Source organism: Halioxenophilus aromaticivorans, from assembly GCF_042850945.1.
Lineage (GTDB): Bacteria > Pseudomonadota > Gammaproteobacteria > Pseudomonadales > Cellvibrionaceae > Halioxenophilus > Halioxenophilus aromaticivorans.
This window is the reverse complement of record NZ_AP031496.1, coordinates 5878005-5897805: the sequence shown is the minus strand read 5'-3', so window position 1 is coordinate 5897805 and position 19801 is coordinate 5878005. Positions and strand designations below refer to the sequence as shown.

General features: G+C 54.2%; 18 protein-coding genes. 12 read left to right on the top strand and 6 right to left on the bottom strand.

Annotated features, from left to right (window positions below; translation table 11 throughout):
- The first annotated feature begins 261 nt into the window (after nucleotides 1–261).
- From ACGHM3_RS25130 to ACGHM3_RS25105, 6 genes are all read left to right on the top strand, one after another.
- Entirely contained in the window at nucleotides 262–1482 is a 1221-nt protein-coding gene (locus tag ACGHM3_RS25130) for an alkane 1-monooxygenase (RefSeq protein ID WP_011784150.1), read from the top strand.
- 137 nt (nucleotides 1483–1619) lie between these two features.
- Nucleotides 1620–2138, top strand: coding sequence for a rubredoxin (locus ACGHM3_RS25125; protein ID WP_011784149.1), 519 nt, complete (start codon nucleotides 1620–1622; stop codon nucleotides 2136–2138).
- 51 nt (nucleotides 2139–2189) lie between these two features.
- Nucleotides 2190–3644, top strand: a complete 1455-nt coding sequence (locus ACGHM3_RS25120; RefSeq protein ID WP_011784148.1) for an aldehyde dehydrogenase family protein — start codon at nucleotides 2190–2192, stop codon at nucleotides 3642–3644.
- Nucleotides 3645–3671: 27 nt separating this feature from the next.
- Entirely contained in the window at nucleotides 3672–5363 is a 1692-nt protein-coding gene (locus ACGHM3_RS25115; RefSeq protein ID WP_011784147.1) for a GMC family oxidoreductase, read from the top strand.
- A 2-nt stretch (nucleotides 5364–5365) separates the two neighbouring features.
- Nucleotides 5366–7000: a long-chain-fatty-acid--CoA ligase gene (locus tag ACGHM3_RS25110; RefSeq protein ID WP_345426500.1), complete on the top strand. Its 1635-nt coding sequence runs from the start codon at nucleotides 5366–5368 to the stop codon at nucleotides 6998–7000.
- A gap of 84 nt (nucleotides 7001–7084) precedes the next feature.
- Nucleotides 7085–7756: an OmpW family outer membrane protein gene (locus ACGHM3_RS25105; protein ID WP_345426502.1), complete on the top strand. Its 672-nt coding sequence runs from the start codon at nucleotides 7085–7087 to the stop codon at nucleotides 7754–7756.
- 675 nt (nucleotides 7757–8431) lie between these two features.
- On the opposite strand, the gene ACGHM3_RS25100 is transcribed toward ACGHM3_RS25105, so the two are convergent.
- From ACGHM3_RS25100 to ACGHM3_RS25080, 5 genes are all read right to left on the bottom strand, one after another.
- Nucleotides 8432–8653 (bottom strand): IS3 family transposase, encoded by a 222-nt coding sequence (locus ACGHM3_RS25100; RefSeq protein WP_390518278.1) that lies wholly within the window; start codon nucleotides 8651–8653, stop codon nucleotides 8432–8434.
- Nucleotides 8654–8843: 190 nt separating this feature from the next.
- Complete coding sequence (locus ACGHM3_RS25095; RefSeq protein ID WP_345426504.1) at nucleotides 8844–10082, bottom strand: FAD-dependent oxidoreductase; 1239 nt, start codon at nucleotides 10080–10082, stop codon at nucleotides 8844–8846.
- An 88-nt stretch (nucleotides 10083–10170) separates the two neighbouring features.
- Complete coding sequence (locus ACGHM3_RS25090) at nucleotides 10171–11799, bottom strand: choline dehydrogenase (RefSeq protein WP_345426506.1); 1629 nt, start codon at nucleotides 11797–11799, stop codon at nucleotides 10171–10173.
- A 23-nt stretch (nucleotides 11800–11822) separates the two neighbouring features.
- The gene (locus tag ACGHM3_RS25085; RefSeq protein ID WP_345426508.1) at nucleotides 11823–13238 is read right to left on the bottom strand and encodes a cytochrome P450; all 1416 of its coding nucleotides are present in this window, start codon (nucleotides 13236–13238) and stop codon (nucleotides 11823–11825) included.
- A 14-nt stretch (nucleotides 13239–13252) separates the two neighbouring features.
- A complete protein-coding gene (locus ACGHM3_RS25080) occupies nucleotides 13253–13684 on the bottom strand; it encodes a 2Fe-2S iron-sulfur cluster-binding protein (protein WP_345426510.1) in 432 nt (143 codons plus the stop codon).
- An 18-nt stretch (nucleotides 13685–13702) separates the two neighbouring features.
- Here ACGHM3_RS25080 and ACGHM3_RS25075 point away from each other — a divergent pair, with 18 nt between their 5' ends.
- The gene (locus ACGHM3_RS25075; RefSeq protein WP_345426513.1) at nucleotides 13703–14770 is read left to right on the top strand and encodes an AraC family transcriptional regulator ligand-binding domain-containing protein; all 1068 of its coding nucleotides are present in this window, start codon (nucleotides 13703–13705) and stop codon (nucleotides 14768–14770) included.
- A gap of 41 nt (nucleotides 14771–14811) precedes the next feature.
- Here ACGHM3_RS25075 and ACGHM3_RS25070 read toward each other — a convergent pair whose 3' ends face one another.
- The gene (locus tag ACGHM3_RS25070; RefSeq protein WP_345426515.1) at nucleotides 14812–15426 is read right to left on the bottom strand and encodes a TetR/AcrR family transcriptional regulator; all 615 of its coding nucleotides are present in this window, start codon (nucleotides 15424–15426) and stop codon (nucleotides 14812–14814) included.
- A 258-nt stretch (nucleotides 15427–15684) separates the two neighbouring features.
- Between ACGHM3_RS25070 and ACGHM3_RS25065 the strand changes: the two genes are divergently transcribed.
- From ACGHM3_RS25065 to ACGHM3_RS25045, 5 genes are read left to right on the top strand one after another with little or no spacing between them, the layout of a single operon-like run.
- Entirely contained in the window at nucleotides 15685–16170 is a 486-nt protein-coding gene (locus ACGHM3_RS25065; protein ID WP_390517723.1) for a PaaI family thioesterase, read from the top strand.
- On the top strand, nucleotides 16167–16673 hold the full coding sequence (locus tag ACGHM3_RS25060) for a PaaI family thioesterase (RefSeq protein ID WP_345426519.1): 507 nt from the start codon (nucleotides 16167–16169) through the stop codon (nucleotides 16671–16673). The genes ACGHM3_RS25065 and ACGHM3_RS25060 overlap by 4 nt, the downstream gene beginning before the upstream one ends.
- Nucleotides 16648–17550, top strand: coding sequence for an alpha/beta hydrolase (locus ACGHM3_RS25055; protein ID WP_345426521.1), 903 nt, complete (start codon nucleotides 16648–16650; stop codon nucleotides 17548–17550). The genes ACGHM3_RS25060 and ACGHM3_RS25055 overlap by 26 nt, the downstream gene beginning before the upstream one ends.
- A complete protein-coding gene (locus tag ACGHM3_RS25050; protein WP_390518276.1) occupies nucleotides 17507–18640 on the top strand; it encodes an efflux RND transporter periplasmic adaptor subunit in 1134 nt (377 codons plus the stop codon). Before ACGHM3_RS25055 ends, ACGHM3_RS25050 begins: the two co-directional genes overlap by 44 nt.
- Nucleotides 18637–19764, top strand: a complete 1128-nt coding sequence (locus ACGHM3_RS25045) for an efflux RND transporter permease subunit (RefSeq protein ID WP_345426523.1) — start codon at nucleotides 18637–18639, stop codon at nucleotides 19762–19764. The genes ACGHM3_RS25050 and ACGHM3_RS25045 overlap by 4 nt, the downstream gene beginning before the upstream one ends.
- Nucleotides 19765–19801: the final 37 nt, after the last annotated feature.

Below are 19801 nucleotides of genomic sequence, written 5' to 3'. Positions count from 1 at the left end.
CAGTCTTCCAGGCTATGGTGTGTCATGACAGTCAAGTCTCCCGCTTTGCCAGCCCGGAACGCGAGCGCGCCAGGGCATGACGTATATCGACCGTTATCCGGCGCCAAACCTACCCGTTCGGGTAGTTGTTTGACCCCAACTTATAGCCAATCCTGTAACTGCGTACAACCGGCCCGCTCATCTGAGTGGCCCGTTGTGCGCGATGCAAAACAATACAATATGTAAAAAGATGATGAATCTAATAACAATAAGGTGATCCTCATGTCAATGTCAGAAAATGTACTAACAGAGTCCCTTCAAAGGGACCCTGGTGCCGAAAACTATGTGGACAGAAAGCGCCACCTGTGGATCCTTTCTGTGCTGTGGCCAGCAACACCTCTTATAGGCCTTTATCTGGTCGCCCAGACCGGATGGAGCATCTGGTACGGATTGGTGTTGATCCTTTGGTATGGCGCAGTTCCCTTGATTGATGCCATGTTTGGAGAGGATTTTTCCAACCCCCCCGAGTCGGCTGTGCCTCGGCTTGAACAGGATCGTTACTATCGGGTACTGACCTACTTGACGGTTCCTATTCACTATGCCGCCTTGATTGTCAGTGCCTGGTGGGTATCCACGCAACCAATGAGTGTTTTCGAGTTTCTGGCATTGGCCCTTTCCCTGGGAATCGTGAATGGCCTGGCTCTGAACACAGGCCACGAACTTGGCCATAAAAAAGAAACGTTTGACCGTTGGATGGCGAAGCTTGTCCTCGCCGTGGTCGGATATGGTCATTTCTTCATTGAGCACAATAAGGGGCATCACCGTGATGTGGCTACGCCGATGGACCCGGCGACATCCCGCATGGGCGAGTCCATTTACTCATTCTCACTGCGTGAAATTCCCGGTGCTTTCAAGCGGGCATGGGATTTAGAGGAACAGCGCCTCAGTCGTTGTGGAAAAAGTGTCTGGAGCCTGGAGAACGAAGTTCTTCAGCCTATGATTTTGACCGCTGTGCTTTATGCGGGATTGCTGGCGTTTTTTGGCCCGTTAATGCTGATCTTTTTGCCCATTCAAATGGCCTTTGGCTGGTGGCAGCTGACCAGCGCCAACTACATTGAGCATTACGGATTGCTGCGCGAGAAGATGTCGGATGGACGTTATGAGCGTCAACAACCGCACCACTCATGGAACTCAAACCATATTATGTCGAACCTGATTCTGTTTCATTTGCAACGACATTCCGACCATCACGCCCATCCTACAAGGTCCTATCAATCGCTTCGCGACTTCAAAGACCTGCCTTCCTTACCATCGGGATATCCCGGAATGTTCCTGGCCGCAATGTTTCCCTCATGGTTTCGGTCGATAATGGACCACCGGGTGCTGGATTGGGCTAAAGGAGATCTCGATAAGATTCAGATTCAACCCGGCAAGCGTGAATTCTATGTGCGTAAATTTGGTGGGACTGATTCTGAATCAGTCGATACCGCAGCGTCTAAATGATCGGCTAATTAGAACTTATATACGTCGTTTACTTTATTTACGTTGCAGAAAAAGAGCCTCTGACGTGCACCTGAAAGAGGGTGCGCGTCGGGCGCTACCAAAACAAAGACAATAATATCGTTTGAAAGGTGCTTTAAATGGCTAAACATCAATGCCCGGATTGTGGTTATGTATACGACGAAGTGGTTGGTGATCCGCACGAAGGCTTTCCTGCAGGAACGACCTGGGAAAAAATTCCTGAAGACTGGTCCTGTCCAGACTGTGCCGTCAGGGATAAGGTTGACTTCGTTGCGCTTCAAGAAGCGAACTCGGAACTTTCGGTGTCCGCAACCAATATAGCGGTCCGTACTGCCAGCCAAGCTAAGACCGAGGGAGCATCGCAGAAAGCAACGGACGCATCTACTCCTTCAGCTAAAAATAAAACAAAGCCCAAAGCGAAACCGAAGCCTACCTCTTCAAAATCGCCCAAAGACTCGACTCAAAAAGATACCTATCGGAAGTGGGTCTGCATCACTTGCGGCCATATCTACGATGAAGCTCTCGGAGATGAAGCCGAAGGCTTCCCTGCCGGCACTCGTTTTGAAGATATTCCAGACGATTGGTGCTGTCCGGACTGTGGTGCCACAAAAGAGGACTATGTCCTCTATGAAGACTAATAATCCGATTTAAAATAACAACAGTCTCGTTCGGAAAGAGGTGATTTTATAATGCAGATTGCTAGTCTGGCGGAGGTTGGGCTGCCCAATGTGTCAACCAGCGATACGATTGATTCAACGTTCGCGGCCCTAAAGCGGGCACAACTTGCGCGTCGCGGAAGTTTTACCTTAGAGGCTCGAATAGCGCAGCTCGACCAGCTGCGGGATTCAATTAAACGCTACGAATCAAACATCATTGCGGCTTGCGCGGCGGACTTTCGAAAACCCGCTCCAGAAGTCAAATTAACTGAACTCCTGCCGGTGCTTCAGGAAATTCGACACACTAAAAAACACTTGCGTAAATGGATGCGTCCGAAGCGAGTGGCTGCATCCATTGGTGTTTGGGGTACGAGGTCTTATGTTCGGCCAGAGCCAAAGGGTGTGTGTTTAATTATCGCGCCATGGAATTATCCTCTCAATCTTGCGCTCGGACCTCTCGTCTCAGCGTTGGCTGCGGGGAACGGAGCCATCATTAAACCCTCGGAAATGACACCCCACACCTCAAAGGTGATTGCCAACATTGTCGCCGAAACCTTCCCCCCCGATCTTGTTTCGGTGATTGAAGGCGATGCCGCTGTAGCCCAGAAACTGTTGGCCCTGCCCTTCGACCACATATTCTTCACTGGCAGCCCTGCGGTCGGCAAGCTGGTCATGGAGGCTGCGGCCAGGAACCTTTCCTCGGTGACACTGGAACTGGGGGGAAAATCCCCGACCATTGTAGGCCCGGATGCCAACATCAAGAAGGCTGCCCGATACATTGTCTGGGGGAAGTTTGCCAATAATGGCCAGACCTGCATCGCTCCGGACCATGTTTTTGTACACAGAAGCATTGCAGCCCCATTCAATGAAGCACTTAAACAGCAAATCGGGCGCATCTACGGGAAAACGCCGGAAGCCCGGCAATCGACGCCTGACTATTGCCGGATTGTAAATGCCCGTCATTTCCAGCGCGTGTCAAGCCTGATAGAAGATGCCAAAAGCAAAGGCGCAAACGTCTTTGAAGGCGGTATTACAGATGCTGAAGAAAATTTCATTGCGCCGACGTTGATTGCAAATATGTCCAGCGACATGGATATCTCACGTGAGGAGTTATTCGGCCCGATATTACCGGTTATTGAGTTCGATGATATTGATTCAGTTATCAACAAAATCAACGATAACCCCAAGCCACTGGCGCTTTACGTATTCGACCAGAACAAGTCTTTTGCCAGAAATATTATCGAACGAACGAGTTCCGGCGCTGCAGGGATTAACCTTACAGTCGTGCACTTCCTGCATCCGGACCTGCCTTTTGGCGGAGTGAATAATTCTGGAATAGGGGCATCCCACGGTGAATACGGTTTCCGCGCTTTTTCCCATGAAAAGGCGCTGATGGAGGATAAGCATTCTCTCATCCACCTGCTTTTTCCTCCCTATACACGCTGGGTCCGGCGGCTCATAGATGCTGCTGTTCGTATTCTGGGCTGAGCATAATCCAATAACAAGAGAGTCACTATGTACGATTACATTATTGTTGGCGCCGGGTCGGCTGGCTGTGTATTGGCTAACCGACTGACTGCCGATCCCTCGAAGCGAGTAGCGTTACTTGAAGCAGGGCCAAAGGATAAGAGCCCGCTCATACATATGCCTGTGGGTATTGCACTTCTTGCCAATAGCAAGCAGGTGAACTGGGCCTTCGAAACCGAGCCTCAGGAACATCTCAAGGGGCGCCGTCTGTTCTGGCCCCGGGGTAAAACTCTTGGCGGCTCCTCCTCCATCAACGCCATGGTCTACATCCGGGGCCACAAAGCCGATTATGAACACTGGGGTCAGGCTGCCGGAACCGACCTTTGGGGATGGGACCGCGCATTAACATTGTTTCGCCGACTGGAAGATAACGAACGTTTCGGACCGGATGCTTACCACGGCAAGGGCGGTGAACTCAGCGTAAGCGATCTGAGATCGGTCAATCCGTTAAGTCGGGATTTTGTTCGCGCCGCTTCCCATGTGGATGTCCCGGTGAACACGGATTTCAATGGCGAAACGCAAGAGGGACTGGGCCCCTACCAGGTGACACAAAAAAATGGTCGGCGCTGGAGTTCGGCGCAGGCGTTTCTGCGTGGCGCAGAGAAACGGCCTAACCTCGATGTGCTAACGGACGCTCGGGTAACCCGGGTGGTAATGGATGGCCAGCGGGCGGTTGGGGTGACACTGAACCAAGGGGGCGAATATCGCCAGCTCAGACTCAATAATGGCGGTGAAGTCATTTTGTCCGGCGGGGCGGTTAATTCACCACAGCTACTTTTGCTTTCCGGAATCGGTGATCGCGAAGAGCTTCGGAAACACGGAATCCCTCTGGTCCATCACCTTCCTGAGGTGGGCAAGAATCTGGTCGATCATTTGGATATTACGCTGATGCACGCGGCGAACTCACGTTTGCCTATTGGTGTTGCCCCCAGCTTCCTGCTTCGGGGAGTGAGCGCACTTTTTTCCTATATTTTTGCGCGACGCGGGTTTCTCACCAGTAATGTAGCCGAGGCAGGAGGCTTTGTTAAATCCAGCCCTTCGTGTGAACGACCGAATGTGCAATTCCATTTTTTGCCAACTTTTTTGAAGGATCATGGGCGAAAAGTGATGACCGGGTATGGCTACACCTTACACATTTGCGATCTGCTGCCCAAAAGCCGGGGTTTTATTGGACTGAAAAGCCCTGATCCATTAGCCGATCCGTTGATTCAGCCCAATTATCTGAGTGACCCCGAAGACATCAAGACAATGATTTCCGCCGTTAAATTCGGGCGACGAGTACTCGCGGCACCGACAATGGCTTTGCATAGTAAGCGAGAAGTCATGCCCGGAAACTCTGTGTCCTCGGACGATCAGATTGCGGACTTCATCCGGGAAAATGCAGAGACTATCTACCACCCCGTTGGCACCTGCCGTATGGGCGTGGATCCGGAGTCAGTCGTTGATCCAGAGTTGAAAGTCAGAGGCATTGAAGGGCTTAGAGTCGTCGATGCTTCGATAATGCCCAGTTTGGTTGCCGGTAACACCAACGCACCCACCATGATGATTGCCGAAAATGCAGCCGACATCCTCCTGGGAAATGTCACGGTTCAGGCTCGGGTTATGACGCCCACGCCCACCGCGGACACTACTGACGCCAACTATTCCGTCCCACGAGCAGTAGAAATGGAGAGGAGATAAACGTGCTTGGCAAAATGATGAACGTAGAACTCACCGTGAATTCTTTGATCGACCATGCTGCTCGCTACCATGGAGACGCTGAGATTGTGTCGATAGGAACGGATGGAAATCCCAGTCGATCTGACTGGGCAACTGTTTCGAGGCGGTCGCGACAACTTGCGTCGGCGCTTCGAACGGCAGGCTATGTCCAGGGGGATCGGTGCGCGACCATTTGTTGGAATAACGTGGGGCACCTGGAATGTTATCTTGGCATCTCTGGTGGCGGGATGGTGTGTCACACCATTAACCCGCGACTGTTTCCAGAACAACTCGTTTACGTTATCAACAATGCTCAAGACAAAGCCATATTCTTTGACAAAACGTTCCTTTCGATTGTTTCAAATATCCGTGACCGACTGGAGACGGTTGAGGAATTTGTATTGATGTCCGAACCGGACGAAGAAATTGCAGCGCAATTTCCAGGATTGTTGTTTTATGAAGAGTTTCTCCAGCGAGGAACGCCTAACGCGAATTGGCCTGAAATCGCCGAAAACCAGGCTTCAAGCCTCTGCTATACATCGGGCACCACTGGAAATCCCAAAGGGGTGCTCTATTCACACCGCTCCACCGTTCTGCACGCGCTGGTAGCTGCTCAACCTGACGCACTGAATTTATCGGCACGGGACGTGGTGATGCCGGTTGTTCCTATGTTTCACGTAAATGCGTGGGGGGTACCCTACATTACGGCGATGGTTGGAGCCAAACTGGTGTTGCCTGGTCCCGGCCTGGATGGACAAAGTTTGGTCAAGCTTATCGATTCAGAAAGCGTAACGATTGCGCTGGGTGTGCCCACGATTTGGCAGGGACTTCTTTCGGCTTTGGACGAGCTTGGCTCCTCGGCAAAGACGCTCAAACGGACGGTGATAGGTGGTAGCGCTTGCCCTCCCTCAATGATGTCAGAGTTTCGTGGTAAGTACGGCGTAGATGTTGTCCATGCATGGGGAATGACTGAAACATCACCGATCGGAACCGTCAATGCACTGCTGGCGAAACACGATACCCTTTTAGAAGGAGAAAGAAATAAAATCCGTGAAAGCCAAGGACGGCCTCCCTACGGGGTGCAGCTCAAAATTGTGGGAGAAGACGGCCATCAACTGCCCGAAGATGGCGTTGCTCAGGGAAATCTCCGTATCCGTGGTCATTGGGTGGTAGCCGACTACTTTGGTTTTGAGCCAAATCAGACTCTTGAGGAAGACGGTTGGTTCGAGACAGGTGATGTTGCTTCGATCAATGATGATGGGTTTATGACAATACGTGACCGCTCAAAAGATATTATTAAATCTGGTGGGGAATGGATATCGACAGTCGAATTGGAGGGAATCGCAATGGGCCATTCTGCCATCAATGAAGCTGCTGTGGTGGCGGCCTCCCATGATAAATGGGATGAACGACCGATCCTGTTGGCAGTAAAAATACCCGACGCAAATATTACGGAGGAGGAACTTCTTGCTCATTATCAGGGAAAAGTCGCCAAGTGGCAGACCCCGGATCGCGTGATTTTTGTGGAAGCATTGCCACGCAATGCCACTGGTAAGGTGTTAAAAAACAAATTGCGTTCTGAATATGGAGAAGTGTTAGTCAATCGGCCGGCAAGCTAGCATCAAATACTTGTCATTTTTCTGGCGAAAATTGTAACTTTAGTTAAATCTAATTCATATAAATACCAACAAGGATAAAAAAATATGAAACATCAGATAAATAATAAAGTCTCATTAGCAGCATTTTTCTTACTTTCAGTTACCGCAAGCTTGGCGAACGCTCAATCTGAGCCAGTTTATAGCAGAGGTGACTGGGTGATTGGGCTGAACGCCACCAGAGTTCTAACCGATGAAGATTTGCGTTCAGCCTCTGCAGGTGGTGCCTCCGTTCCGAATGCCAACCTGTCTATTAACAACGATACGACCGTTTCATTCGACGTGTCGTATTTTCTGAACAATCAGCTGGCATTTAACGTTTTTGGCGGCATTCCCGCTAGTGCGGACCTCCAAGGCGACGGGTCTCTCTCCGGGCTTTTTCTTGGTCAAACAGATTATGGACCGTTGATTCTTTCGCTTCAGTACCATGTTTTGACAGGTAGCAACTTCTCTCCATACGTTGGAGCGGGCGTAGGACGAATTCTCTTTTTAGATGAGAAGGACCGCGCATTAACCGATTTTGACGTCGAAGATACCTGGGCCCCTGCGATTCAAGCTGGTTTTCGCTGGAACATGCATAACAACTGGTCGGCAAATTTTGATATTAGATATGCGCCTTTTAAGACAGATATCACCGGTAATTTGGGGGCAGCCCCTGTTCAGGCAGAAGTGAGAGTACACCCCACTATCGTTGGGATCGGAGCCACATATCGCTTTTAAATGCCAACATCAACCATTGCATTTACTGACCGCGTTCAGCAACCTGCTGATCGGTAAAAAATACCTGCTGCGTAAGACCAGTGCGCCCATTTTCCGCCAAAATAGCGGAAAATGGGCAAAATCAGCGGTTATTCAGACCTGCCTTAGATATATAGCCTCAATATTATACATCATTTAAGGATGTCACATCGTTTAGTCGAGTAATATATGGCCATCAGGACGGGCACGTCCTTACTATAAAAAACCTTTTCAGTAGTTCCGTAAGTTTCATTTAATCGAGCAAGTGTCTTAATATTAATACCGCTCGTAACTATCGGTTTTCGATGCGCACCTTCAATAATCTGGAATCTTACTGTGTTTGATCTACACATCGCTCGCAGCTTGCAGTCTGAAAAGCCCTGTCTTGGGTGCCACCATCCATCTACATGAAAAAGCTCATTCTCAGTTGAACCAAAACATGAGGTCGACACCAAATGGTCGATGTGGTTTATGAAGAATTGAGTGATCGGCACCTCTACCCATAATGGCCGATAAAGCCCTCGATTCTTTTTTGTGGATAAGATTAGGTTCATGTTTTCCTCGGTAACTGCAACGCGAGGTTACTAGGTGCCCCGTTCGGTTAATTCGCGTGCTTATTATAAATTAATCAGACCCTCCATAATAGTTTCAGCGCTTTTATGTCACTGGAACGGCTTGGCGTTTTTTGTTGTGGACCTTAATGTACTTTTTAATCGCTGATCTCAACTCACCAACGCTGGAGAAAATGCACTCGATAAAGAGTGCGGCGTTCAGCCACGATGCGCTCGTAGGCGTTAAATGCGGTTTGAAGCGAGGGTACTTGGCCCGCCAGGTTTCGACCTCCGGGGTCTTATGAGTCGAGCTGTTATCCAGGATCACCTGCAAATCCAGATCCTTCTGGCTTTCCCGGTCGATCCGTCACAAAAAATCCAGAAACTCCCTGGCGCGGTGGCGCTGGGTAACGCGGCTAGTCACCCCGCCCATCAGGATGCTAAAAGCCGCGTACAAGGCTGGTTGTGCTGTGGCGGTTGTTGAGGTCGGACCCGGTCGTCAATTTCAGGTTTATGGACTAACCACTCACCAAAGACTTCAGGTCGATATTTGGATCACTCAGTATTTCTGGCTTGATCTTCCTGCTTTGTTGAACGAGTGTCTTACCGACCATAAAAGCGATGGGCAGATTGACGGCGTCAACAGCAATGACGCAGCCGTCGCGGAGATAGAACACGCCAAATCCCTTATCCCCGGGGCTGCCGCGAACCACGCGCTGATCATGACTCTGGGATAAACCCACCATCTGCAGGCGCACGTCATACTGGTTCGACCAGAACCATGGGGGGCTATCATAGGGTTTCTGCTCGCCCATAAGAGTCGCCGCCGCTGTCCGGGCCTGATCAACCGCGTTGGCGACAGACTCAAGGCGTTGCATCTTTTCGAAGAAAAGATTCCGGTGGCGGGTACAGTCGCCGATCGCCAGGATGGCGGGGTCTTCGGTACGGGTAAACTCGTCAACAATAATACCATCGTCACAGGGCAGGACGGCGGCCTCTGCCAGAGCGGTTTCCGGCACGACACCAACTGAAACGAGCACGATGTCGGCCGGTACAGTGCCGCCGCTCGCCAACGTCACGCCAGCCACATGCCCCTGGTCGCCCGCTTCGAAACTGGTTACCGCTGCGTTCAGACGCAGATCCACGCCGGCGCTGCTGTGTTTGGCGTAAAAGAACTCCGACATTTCCGGGCCTGTCACACGCTGCATAAGACGCCCGGCCGCTTCCAGTACCGTGACATTAACGCCTTTTTTGGTAGCACTGGCTGCCACTTCAAGGCCAATGTAACCACCACCCACGATAACCAGGCGCTTCCCCGGAAGTAATTTTTCACGCAGGGCATCCGAGTCAGCTATGTCGTGCAGATAATAAATGCCCTTCAAGTCGGCTCCGGGTGCGTTCAGGCGTCGGACGTGTGACCCCGTGGCCAGGACCAGTCGATCGTATTTCAATGTGCTCTGGCCCGACAAGCTGATGGTCTTGTTGTACCGATCAATTTGTTCGGCACGTACACCGAGACGCAACTGATGGCCGGCGTTCTCGTACACCGAGCGAGGCTTCAGGTACAGCGACTCCTGATCAACCTCTCCTGCCAGATAGTTCTTGGACAGGGGCGGCCGCTGATAGGGTGGGTGTGGTTCTTCGCCCACCAGGACCACCTCATGTTGATATTTCTTTTGCAGCAAGGTTGTCAGGAGCGCACCTGCTGCGTGCCCGCCGCCAACGATGACTGTCGTCTCTTTTTGTTGGTTTGCCATAGTTTGTCTCTGTCTATTGTTCTTTGGAATCAGATTGACCAGACGTCCAGATGCCAACTGCGCGCCCTGTGACGCCCGCGTGCGGAGCTCAGCCGACCGTCTCCCCGGCATCCTCAAGTATCATCGAGGCACCTTTCTCGCCGATCATGGTTGCCGGCTGATTGGTGTTTCCGCCGACCAGCGTCGGCATGATGGAGGCATCGACCACCCGCAGACATTGCAGGCCATGCACGCGCAGGCGCGGATCGACCACCGCCATCGGATCGACACCCATCTTGCAGGTGCCAACCGGGTGATAAGCCGATTCACCGCTGCGCCGCACCCATGCGGCGAGGTCGTCGTCATTCTGCAGCGCCGGCCCGGGCGAGACCTCAACCTCGTGGTGTGGGGCAAAGGCCGGCTGCGCCAGGATTCCGCGCACCAGATGTACCCCGCGTACCAGTCGCTCGACATCGACGGAATCGGCCATGTAGTTGGGGTCGATCAGCGGCGCCGCAAACGGGTCGGCACTGTGCAGACCGACACGCCCGCGCGACGACGGTCTGAGCCCGTAGATCATAACTGCGTAGCCATAACCGCTTATGGCGGTCTTCAGGTCCCGCCCGTGATCGTCGTACAGCATTGGCGCGAAGTGCAGTTGCAGGTCGGGTATCGGCTCCTCGGGCCGGGAGCGGATGAACCCGCCGGCCTCGGCGCCGTTACTCGACAGTATACCCCGCCGACCACTCAGGTATTGCAGCAGACCCCACAGTCCCTTGAGCCAGTAGCTCGGATGCATTGAGATGCTTTGACGGCTGCGGGCGCTGACGCGCACGAACACGTCGATATGGTCCTGGAGATTCTGCCCGACGCCCTCCAGCGCATGGCGCACTTCAATGCCATGTCTGGACAGTTCCTCCCGCGGACCGATCCCGGATAGCATCAGCAGTTGCGGCGAGTTGAACGCGCCGCCGCAGAGCACAACTTCGCGCCGGGCACGAACCTGCGTCAGCCCTGTTGCATCGCGGTATTCGACACCGATGGCGCGGGTGCCTTCGAGTAGCACCCGGGTGACTTGCGCGCTGCTGCGGACAGTCAGGTTGGAACGCGCCGTGGCGGGTTCGAGATAGGCCCGCGCGTTGCTGCAGCGTGTGCCGTCTTTCTGGTAGGCGTAGTAGAAGCCCGCGCCCTCCTGCTCACTGCCGTTGAAATCGGTATTGAGCCGGTACTTTGCCTGGGTCGCCGCCTCGACAAACGCCGTGCTCAGCGGATTGGTATAGCGACGCTCGGCCACATTGAGCGGACCACCCCGACCATGAAATTCTGCCTCACCCGGCGTACATTGCGGCTCGAAATGTTCAGATCGTCGGAAGTAGGGCAGCACCTCGGCGTACGACCACCCGTTGCACCCCAGCCGTGCCCACTCGTCGTAGTCCCGGGCATGCCCGCGGATATAGACCTGCGCGTTCATGGCGCTGGAACCACCGAGCATCTTGCCCCGGGGCTGGAACAGTGCCCGGTCGTACATATGTCGCTGCGGTTCGGTATTGAACTGCCAGTTGTAGCGGCGGCTGAACATCAACTGCAGGAAACCCAGCGGCATGTTCACGAAAGGGTTGCGCCGGCTCTCCGGGCCGGCTTCGAGCAGCAGCACTGAATAGCCGCCGCTCTCCGACAGGCGGTTGGCGACGGCACATCCGGTCGAGCCCGCGCCAACCACCACATAATCAAATGGCATGGTCGTCATCCTGGTCAGCCGGCTTATTTACCTTTCGGTGTCAGTTTAACCATCACCTCCGAATAACCCCGCACGAAGTTGGACTGCACCCGCTGGGGCTCTTCGACGACTTCGATGTTGTCAAAACGCTGGAGTATTTCTTCCCAGAGGATGCGCAGTTGCAATTCCGCCAGACGGTTGCCCATGCAACGGTGCACACCGTAGCCAAACGACATGTGGTTTCGCGCGTCTTTGCGATCAATAATGAAGTGATCGGGGTTCTCGAACTTGCGTTCGTCCCGGTTACCCGAGGCGTACCACATCACAACGCGATCGCCCTTCTTGATGGTCTGGCCGCCCAGCTCAACATCCTGCTTGGCGATTCGGCGCATGTAGGCCAGCGGCGTTTGCCAGCGGATGATTTCCGATACCATGTTCGGAATCAATTCCGGTTTAGCCTTCAGCTTTTTGAATTCTTCCGGGAACTCGTTCATGGCCACCAGGCCACCACTCATCGAGTTGCGAGTGGTATCATTGCCGCCAACGATGAGCAGCGTCAGGTTGCCGATAAATTCCATTGGGCGATTGATCAGATCTTTGGTGTCTTCGTTGCTCTGTAGCAGGCTGATCAAATCGAAGCCGGGCTCTTCGCCTGCCGCGTGGCGCGCCTCCTTATCCCGCCAAAGCCTGGAGAAAGACCAGGCCATGTCTGCCGCGTCGTCAAACATGATCTCTTCATCGGCAAACTCGCCGCCGGTCGCTGAGGCTGCACCGGCCATCCGATCCGACCACTCAACCAGCTTGTGACGTTCCTCGTAAGGAAAATCCAGAAGGGTAGCCAGCATGCGGCCGGTGAGCTCCTTGGACACAACAGGTACCCAGTTAAAGGGCGTGTCCAGAGGCAGGCTGTCAAGCACCTCGCCGGTACGCGATCGGATCAGGCCCTCCATTTCCTTCAGGTTCTTCGGTGCCACCACTCCCTGCACCGAGCTGCGCTGCACATCGTGTTTTGGCGGATCCATCGCTATGAACATTTCAACCGACAGCCCTTCTGGAGGGTCACCCAGAATGATTTGCGGCTCGGCGGAAAACAGGTCATGACTTTTATCCACGAACAGGATGTCTTCAAAGCGAGTCACCGACCAGAAGGGGCCGAACGGGCTGTTCTTCTGGTAATGCACCGGAGCCTCATCACGCAACCGTTTGAAGTAGGCGCGCCACTGACCCTGCCGATATAAAAAAGGATTGCTGACATCGATGTCCTCAAGGGCCAGCGTATTAACGTCCGGGGTGGGTTTTTCAACGAATTCGGGCACCGGTCGGCGTGGGCCGAAGGTCTTCTTCTTGGCACTCATTAACAGTTTCAGCCCCTGGATTTGTCTGTGCATCGGCACAACTCTCGAGGTGGCATTAATCACTCGGGACTGAAAATCGTCAATCGTTCTGGACAGTGTAGGCATGCGTCCTCCTATGTTCACATCTGGAACTCGGGTAAATGCACGGTCATGCCGTCCATTTCATCAGTAGTGACCACCTGGCAGCCCAGGCGCGAAGTGCTCGCCCGCTCCGGTGTCATTGACAGCATTTGTTCTTCTTCATTACCAGGCGTGCCTGTCTTGTTGAACCATTCGTTCGTGACGATGACATGGCAGGTACCACAGGCGCACTCACCGCCACAGTCCCCGTCAATGCCGGGAATTGCGTTGTCAACGGCGACTTGCATTACCGAGGAACCAGCTTTGAATTCAGCAACATGTTCAGTGTGATCATGTTCTATAAAAGTAATCTTGCCCAATATTGTTCTCCTGCCGGTCGTGTTCGGTAGCAGATATTGGCTGTCTGCCGACACTCCTGTCAGGTCATTTCTTGACAAGTTGAGGTCATTTAAAGACAAAATGGCGGTCATTCATGACGGGTAAGATCAATGATGACGACGCAGAAGACGGGTGGTTCGCAAAAACCCGGATCCGACATTCCATCGAATTATTCACGGCTAATTGCCCGTGAGCTGGATTTAACCGCCAAACAACTGCCACGTCTGCTGCTGGGCACCGGGCTTGGCGTGACGCAATTCCTGAGCGAGGAAAGCCTGCTTACCGCAGCGCAGCAGGTGCGGATTCTACGCAACGCACTGGATTTGTCCGGCCAACCGGAATTAGGGTTATGGCTAGGCAAGCGACTGACCCCGGCAACCCATGGTGCGATGGGATTCGTGGCCTACAGCAGCCCCGACTTTCTCACTGCGCTGCAGGCGATTCATACTTTTCTGCCCACGCGCGCGAGCTTCATCCAACTGCATTTGCGGCAAGTCAACGAGCGCCTGGAATGTATTCTGGACTACCAGGAGTCGCTGGACGATGACATACAACGGTGTCTCTCGGATGCGATGGTCAAGGCACTTTTGGAGTTTGGCGAGTTTATGGTTGGCCGCCCTTTGCATGAGGCCGAAATATGCTTTGCCCATCCGAAGCCCACGTACCACGCGATGTATTCGGACTTTTTGTCCGGGCAGATTCACTTTGGTTGCCACCAGTTAAAACTTGCGTTGCCGATGTCGTTGTGTCGGGAACCAAATGCCTCCGCCAATCACGAAAACTATCGTCTGGCCTTGCAACAGTGTGAATCGATGCTTGCGCAACTTCAGTCGGATAAACCGAGCTATCAGACCCAGCTGAAGATGATGATGTTGTCCCGACCGCCCGGAACGCTCAGTGAAGACGAAGCAGCGGCCTCGTTGTTCATGAGCAAACGCACTCTGGCACGCAAACTCAAACAGGAACGCAGCGGTTTTCGGAAAGTTCGCGACGAGATTCTGTCCCAGCAGGCAGCGACTTACTTGCGTGACAGCCAACTGTCAATCGAGGCCATTGCCGCGTTGATGAACTATCACGACAGTGCCAATTTCAGACGCGCCTTCAAGCGCTGGTTTGACCAGTCCCCTGAGCAATTCAGGCAAAATGTCAGATCACAAACCGTGCATCCGTATGATTAGTGATCATAAAAAGAGGCTACTTGCGTTTGTGAAGCCAGAACCTATGCCTGCCCCCCTTTATTGATCACACCGTCCATAGCGATCTGCCAGATCAAATCACCAATGGCGTCGAGTGAATGGGCCCCGTTCGGGTCGAACCAGGTTGCAACCCAGTTGAGAGCCCCAAGGCCGATCAGGCGGAGCAAACGGCCGTCAACATTCTTCCGGATCACGCCCTGTTCAACCATTGTTTCGAGGATACCGGCCCACAGGGACTCGTACTGATCACGCAGTTCGATGATGTCCTCGCGAGCCTCCGGGCCAAGCGCTCGCCATTCAAACAACAGCACGTAAACCGCGTCCGAATCAACCAACAGCGCCCGCAAATGCGCGTTGATACAAAGGCGCAATCGCTCAACCGGGTCATCCGAGCTGGCGTAAGCCGACCCGACCTCTGCGGTAACCAGGTCGACTCCCCGGCGCATCAGTTCGACAAGCAGCGTTTCCTTGGTGCTGTAACGATAATACAGACTCCCGGGTAGCATATTGCAGGCCTCGGCAATTTCCTTGAGCGAGGTCCTCTCGAACCCTTTCTCACGAAAAAGCCGGGCTGCGTTAGACAATACATCGCCCTGACCGCCCAGTTTGCTTGCAGGAGTAATCTGTCTGTCAACCATGGCTTAAACATCTCCTCAGCAAGCCAGTTTGTTATTCATCAGAGCGGCCACCACCTGACTCGTTGCACTGATCGTACGCCATTACACAGGTAGCGTGCCATTTGCCTTAACAGATTCTTGACTTTTGGTTGGTGAACCAACTAAAATCCAGAAACAATGTTATTCGGAAGAAAATGACGTGGCAATGATCTATAAAAATCAGCTGTTTCCCATCATTTCCGCCCCTGCGCTAAATGCAAACCGGGATGGGCAGATCTGATGACGGAGTCGAACAGAGTTCAGCACAGTGACGCTGTGACGACGGCGTGGCAGTTCACCGAACAGGTTCCCCACGGCAGGGACCTGGGTATGCAGGTTGTCTCTGTGAACGGAAACCAGGTCTGCATGAGCGTGACCCCACAGCCGTGGATGTTCGCCGAAGATAATACCGAAGACATCTGCACCAGCGTACTCTACTCGCTGGCAGACTCAGCCAGTGGGCTGGCGGTGTTCGCAGAGGCCCGGGAGTTGTCGCCCATTGCCACGCTGGATTTGCGCATGGATTATTTGCGCCCTGCCAGCGGCGACCATGCCCTGTTAGCGGTAGCCACCTGTCGTCATTTAACGGACGAGGTCGCGTTCATCCATTGCGACATCCTCAGCGAGGGCAATCGTGAGATGTTAGCGACGGCAAACGCCACCTTCATGCGTAACACCCAGGGCCAGCAGTTTCATGCAGGTGGACGAGCAAAGGAGGGTGCATGAAGACTATCGGCGATTCGGCACAACAAAGTTCAAGCCCTACGGAAAAGGAGAAAGAATGTGCCGACTGGCAGGCCCTGCTGGAGCGCATTCCCTACGCACAGCACCTTGGGCTTGAGGTTCAGCGCGACGATGCAGTTCTATTGGTTCATATGCCCTGTCGTGAGGCGCTGATTGGCAACTTTATGCTACCTGCGCTCCATGGCGGTGTGCTTGGCGCCCTGATCGAACTCACCGCGCGGGTTGCTGCGCAAAGCCAGGATACGGGCAAACGTTGCCCACGCATTCTCGATAGCCACATTAACTACCTTCGCTCCGCGAAGGCCCGATCGACTTTTGCCAGCGCCGAAATTGTTCGGCAAGGCCGGCGGACCAGCCTGGTCCGGGTGATCTGCTGGCAGGGCGATAAGAGCAAACTGATCGCCAGCGGTCAGGTTCAGTTGTTGCTCCCGACAATCGCCCCCAAACAAGAAGATCTTCATGAACAACAAGCACAACAAACCTGAACGCGACGAGTTCCAGGCGCCGGATGGCGCGGAGATCGCACTGTGGCGCTGGCCGCAATCCAAAGCGCGCCCCACGCTGCACTGGGCGCATGCCACGGGTTTCCATGGTCGCCTGTACCACCCCCTCCTTGACGATCTTGCCACGGACGTCAATGTCCTGGCCTGGGACATGCGCGGGCATGGGGCCAGCGCCGGTGCGGCGAACGTTTCGACATTCCGGGGCTGGGAAACCTACTATCGCGACATGGCCGCTCTGCTGGAAAGCCTGGACGAGCCGGTCTGGCTTGCCGGCCACTCCATCGGTGCCACCACCAGCATCATGGCCGCTGCCCAACGGCCAGACAAAGTACTGGGCCTGATTCTGGCCGAACCCGTGATCATGGATCCGGGACAGGGCCTGAAGCTTTGGCTGGCCAAGCTGCTACGCCGGTCACATCGTTTGTCACTGGCTGCCGGAGCGGCACGTCGGCGCAGGGTATTCGACTCGCCCGCTGCTGCGCTGGACAACTATCGTGGCCGCGGTGGCTTCAAAACCTGGCCCGAAGCATGGCTGGAAGCCTACGTCCAACACGCCTTCCTACCGCAGGACGATCAAGTTCGACTGGCGTGTGCGCCGGAGTGGGAGAGCACCACCTTTGCCCATACCGAACACAACCCCTGGCCTGGTATTCGTCAGTTGCAGTGCCCGGTTATCGCGCTGGCTGCGGAACGCGGGTCAACCTTCTCGCCGGCGGCGCGAAAACGCCTGCAGACCGTGCTGCCTTCTGCTGACGTGAGGGTTCTTGAAGGTACGACTCATTTTCTGCCCATGGAGCAGACAAAAACCGTTCGCGATGCCATCCTGCAACTTGCTTGGTCCGGCTACCGCGAGAACTGATACCCACACCTGGATTTTGCCAATCGGGACGCCTGCCATGCGCTGTATGCTGACTCTGTTTATCTCAATGCTCATTCTTCCGGGTTGTCAGCAGTCTTCGGAAACGACCCCAGAGGCCCCCGCCCATATCCCCTGGGTAAAAACCGTGGAACTAAAGGAGGCGGGCCCAACAGCGCAGAGATTTTCAGGAACCCTGCGAGGCCGCCACGAAGTTCCTCAGTCCTTTCAGATCGCCGGTCGGATTCAACAGCGTTTCATCGATCCCGGTCAGCGCGTGGAAAAAGGCGACTTACTGTTCAAGCTCGATACACGAGACCTTGCAGCAACGGCGGTGGGAGCCGCCGCGGATCTGAAGCGTGCAGAAGCGGCCCTGGCCATTGCCACCAATGAGCTCCAGCGCCAGCAGCAGCTCGTGGAGCGTCAGTTTGTCAGCGAACAAACCCTGCAACGCCTTGAATTAGCAGAGCGTGAGGCGCGCAGTCAGGTGGAAACGGCTTCTTCACGCAACAAGCAGGCTCAGAATGCCCTGGGGTATGCGGAACTAAAAGCCTCCAATGCAGGCGTGGTTACTGAGGTCAGCGTCGAACCCGGCCAGGTTGTGGGTATCGGACAAACCCTTGCCGTTCTGGCCGAAAATCAATTACTGGAAGTAGAGGTTTTTTTGCCAGAGGGCAGTAACCCGCCTAGGGGCGGTTATCTTCCGTTAGCCAATGGCGAACAGATCGCTATGCGTCTGAGAGAGATTGCCGGGGCTGCCGACCCCAGAAGCCGGAGCTGGCGAGCCCGGTACAGCCTGGAGGGGCCCTACCCCTCCTCTTTAACCCTGGGCTCGGTGGTGAGTGTCCGGTTAGCACAGAAGCAAACCGAGCCCAGCCATCGCGTACCGCTGGGTGCCTTGGATGAGAGAGGGCAAACGCCGCAGGTCTGGTTGGTCTCCGACGGCACGGTGAAGCCCCTTGCGGTCGAGGTTATTAATTTGGGTGAGGAGTATGCGCAGATCAAGGCCAATATCAACGCGGGAACGTCCATCGTCGCATTGGGGACACACCTGCTCACACGTGGCATGGCGGTGCGGGAGCTGACTCAATGAGCTTACCGAATCTTTCCGCGCTGGCAGTGCGCGAGCGTTCGGTCACTCTCTTTTTTCTTTTGCTGTCCGTTATTGCCGGATTCTACGCGTTCTCGTCCCTTGGTCGGGCGGAGGACCCTGCGTTCACCGTCCGGGCGATGGTGGTCTCTGTAATCTGGCCAGGAGCAACCCCCGAGGTGCTGCAGAATCAGGTCGTAGATCGTCTTGAAAAGCGAATCCAGGAGGTGGCGTATACCGATACCATTGAAACAACCATTCGGCCCGGCCAGGCCGCCATGCTTATCCGATTCCAGGATTCTACGCCGAGTGAAAAAGTGCCGGACCTCTTCTATCAAGTCCGCAAACGCATGTCCGATGAGAGACCCAACCTGCCCCGGGGTGTGATCGGCCCTATCGTTAACGATAATTTCTCGGATGTGTATTTCTCCCTGCTGGCGCTGACGGCACCCGGAATGCCAATGCGTGAACTGACCCGCGAGGCAGAATCGATACGAAATCGCTTGCAACGGCTGCCCGGCTTGCAAAAAGCACAGCTCCTGGCGGAGCGTCCTGAGCAGGTGTATCTCGAATTTGATCAGGACCGGCTCAACAACCTCGGTTTGTCGGCAGCAGCAGCGTTTCAGGCGATAGAGGCCAACAATCGTCTTCAGCCTCTTGGCTTTGTTGATCTTGCCGGCCCGCGGGTTTATGTCCGCAGCAACATTGACCTGTCTGACATTGAGCGCCTCACCTCAGTGCCTCTGCGTATCGGAGACCAGCTTATCACCGTGTCTGATCTGGCCGAGGTGCGTTTGGGTTATGAAGATCCTTTGAGCTACATCGTCCGCTCCAACGGTGAGGATGCGATCCTCCTGGGTGTCGTCATGCGTGCGGGCGAAAATGGCCTGGAGTTTGGTGAGCGGCTGCGCGAGTTTGTCAGAGCTGAACAGGGCAGACTCCCCCTGGGAATGTCAATACAGACCCTGACCGATCAGGCTGAAGCCATCACTCAGGCGGTTGATCTTTTTCAAGTCAAGTTTGTGGTTGCGCTGGCCGTTGTGATGGGGGTCAGCATACTCGCGATCGGCCTGCGTGCGGGTTTGGTGGTGGGCATTGCGATTCCCGTTACCCTAGGGAGACTCTGAATAAGTCTCAAATTCAGCGATAATACGGCCATCGTCA

Excerpts from the sequence above, each read along its gene's own strand:
- ACGHM3_RS25125 (WP_011784149.1), top strand. The coding sequence starts at position 1,620 with ATGGCTAAACATCAATGCCCGGATTGTGGTTATGTATACGACGAAGTG.
- ACGHM3_RS25080 (WP_345426510.1), bottom strand. The coding sequence starts at position 13,684 with ATGACCGCCATTTTGTCTTTAAATGACCTCAACTTGTCAAGAAATGAC.
- ACGHM3_RS25055 (WP_345426521.1), top strand. The coding sequence starts at position 16,648 with ATGAACAACAAGCACAACAAACCTGAACGCGACGAGTTCCAGGCGCCG.
- ACGHM3_RS25105 (WP_345426502.1), top strand. The coding sequence starts at position 7,085 with ATGAAACATCAGATAAATAATAAAGTCTCATTAGCAGCATTTTTCTTA.
- ACGHM3_RS25120 (WP_011784148.1), top strand. The coding sequence starts at position 2,190 with ATGCAGATTGCTAGTCTGGCGGAGGTTGGGCTGCCCAATGTGTCAACC.
- ACGHM3_RS25115 (WP_011784147.1), top strand. The coding sequence starts at position 3,672 with ATGTACGATTACATTATTGTTGGCGCCGGGTCGGCTGGCTGTGTATTG.
- ACGHM3_RS25130 (WP_011784150.1), top strand. The coding sequence starts at position 262 with ATGTCAATGTCAGAAAATGTACTAACAGAGTCCCTTCAAAGGGACCCT.
- ACGHM3_RS25085 (WP_345426508.1), bottom strand. The coding sequence starts at position 13,238 with ATGCCTACACTGTCCAGAACGATTGACGATTTTCAGTCCCGAGTGATT.
- ACGHM3_RS25095 (WP_345426504.1), bottom strand. The coding sequence starts at position 10,082 with ATGGCAAACCAACAAAAAGAGACGACAGTCATCGTTGGCGGCGGGCAC.
- ACGHM3_RS25075 (WP_345426513.1), top strand. The coding sequence starts at position 13,703 with ATGATGACGACGCAGAAGACGGGTGGTTCGCAAAAACCCGGATCCGAC.
- ACGHM3_RS25065 (WP_390517723.1), top strand. The coding sequence starts at position 15,685 with ATGACGGAGTCGAACAGAGTTCAGCACAGTGACGCTGTGACGACGGCG.
- ACGHM3_RS25090 (WP_345426506.1), bottom strand. The coding sequence starts at position 11,799 with ATGCCATTTGATTATGTGGTGGTTGGCGCGGGCTCGACCGGATGTGCC.
- ACGHM3_RS25045 (WP_345426523.1), top strand. The coding sequence starts at position 18,637 with ATGAGCTTACCGAATCTTTCCGCGCTGGCAGTGCGCGAGCGTTCGGTC.
- ACGHM3_RS25070 (WP_345426515.1), bottom strand. The coding sequence starts at position 15,426 with ATGGTTGACAGACAGATTACTCCTGCAAGCAAACTGGGCGGTCAGGGC.
- ACGHM3_RS25060 (WP_345426519.1), top strand. The coding sequence starts at position 16,167 with ATGAAGACTATCGGCGATTCGGCACAACAAAGTTCAAGCCCTACGGAA.
- ACGHM3_RS25050 (WP_390518276.1), top strand. The coding sequence starts at position 17,507 with ATGCCATCCTGCAACTTGCTTGGTCCGGCTACCGCGAGAACTGATACC.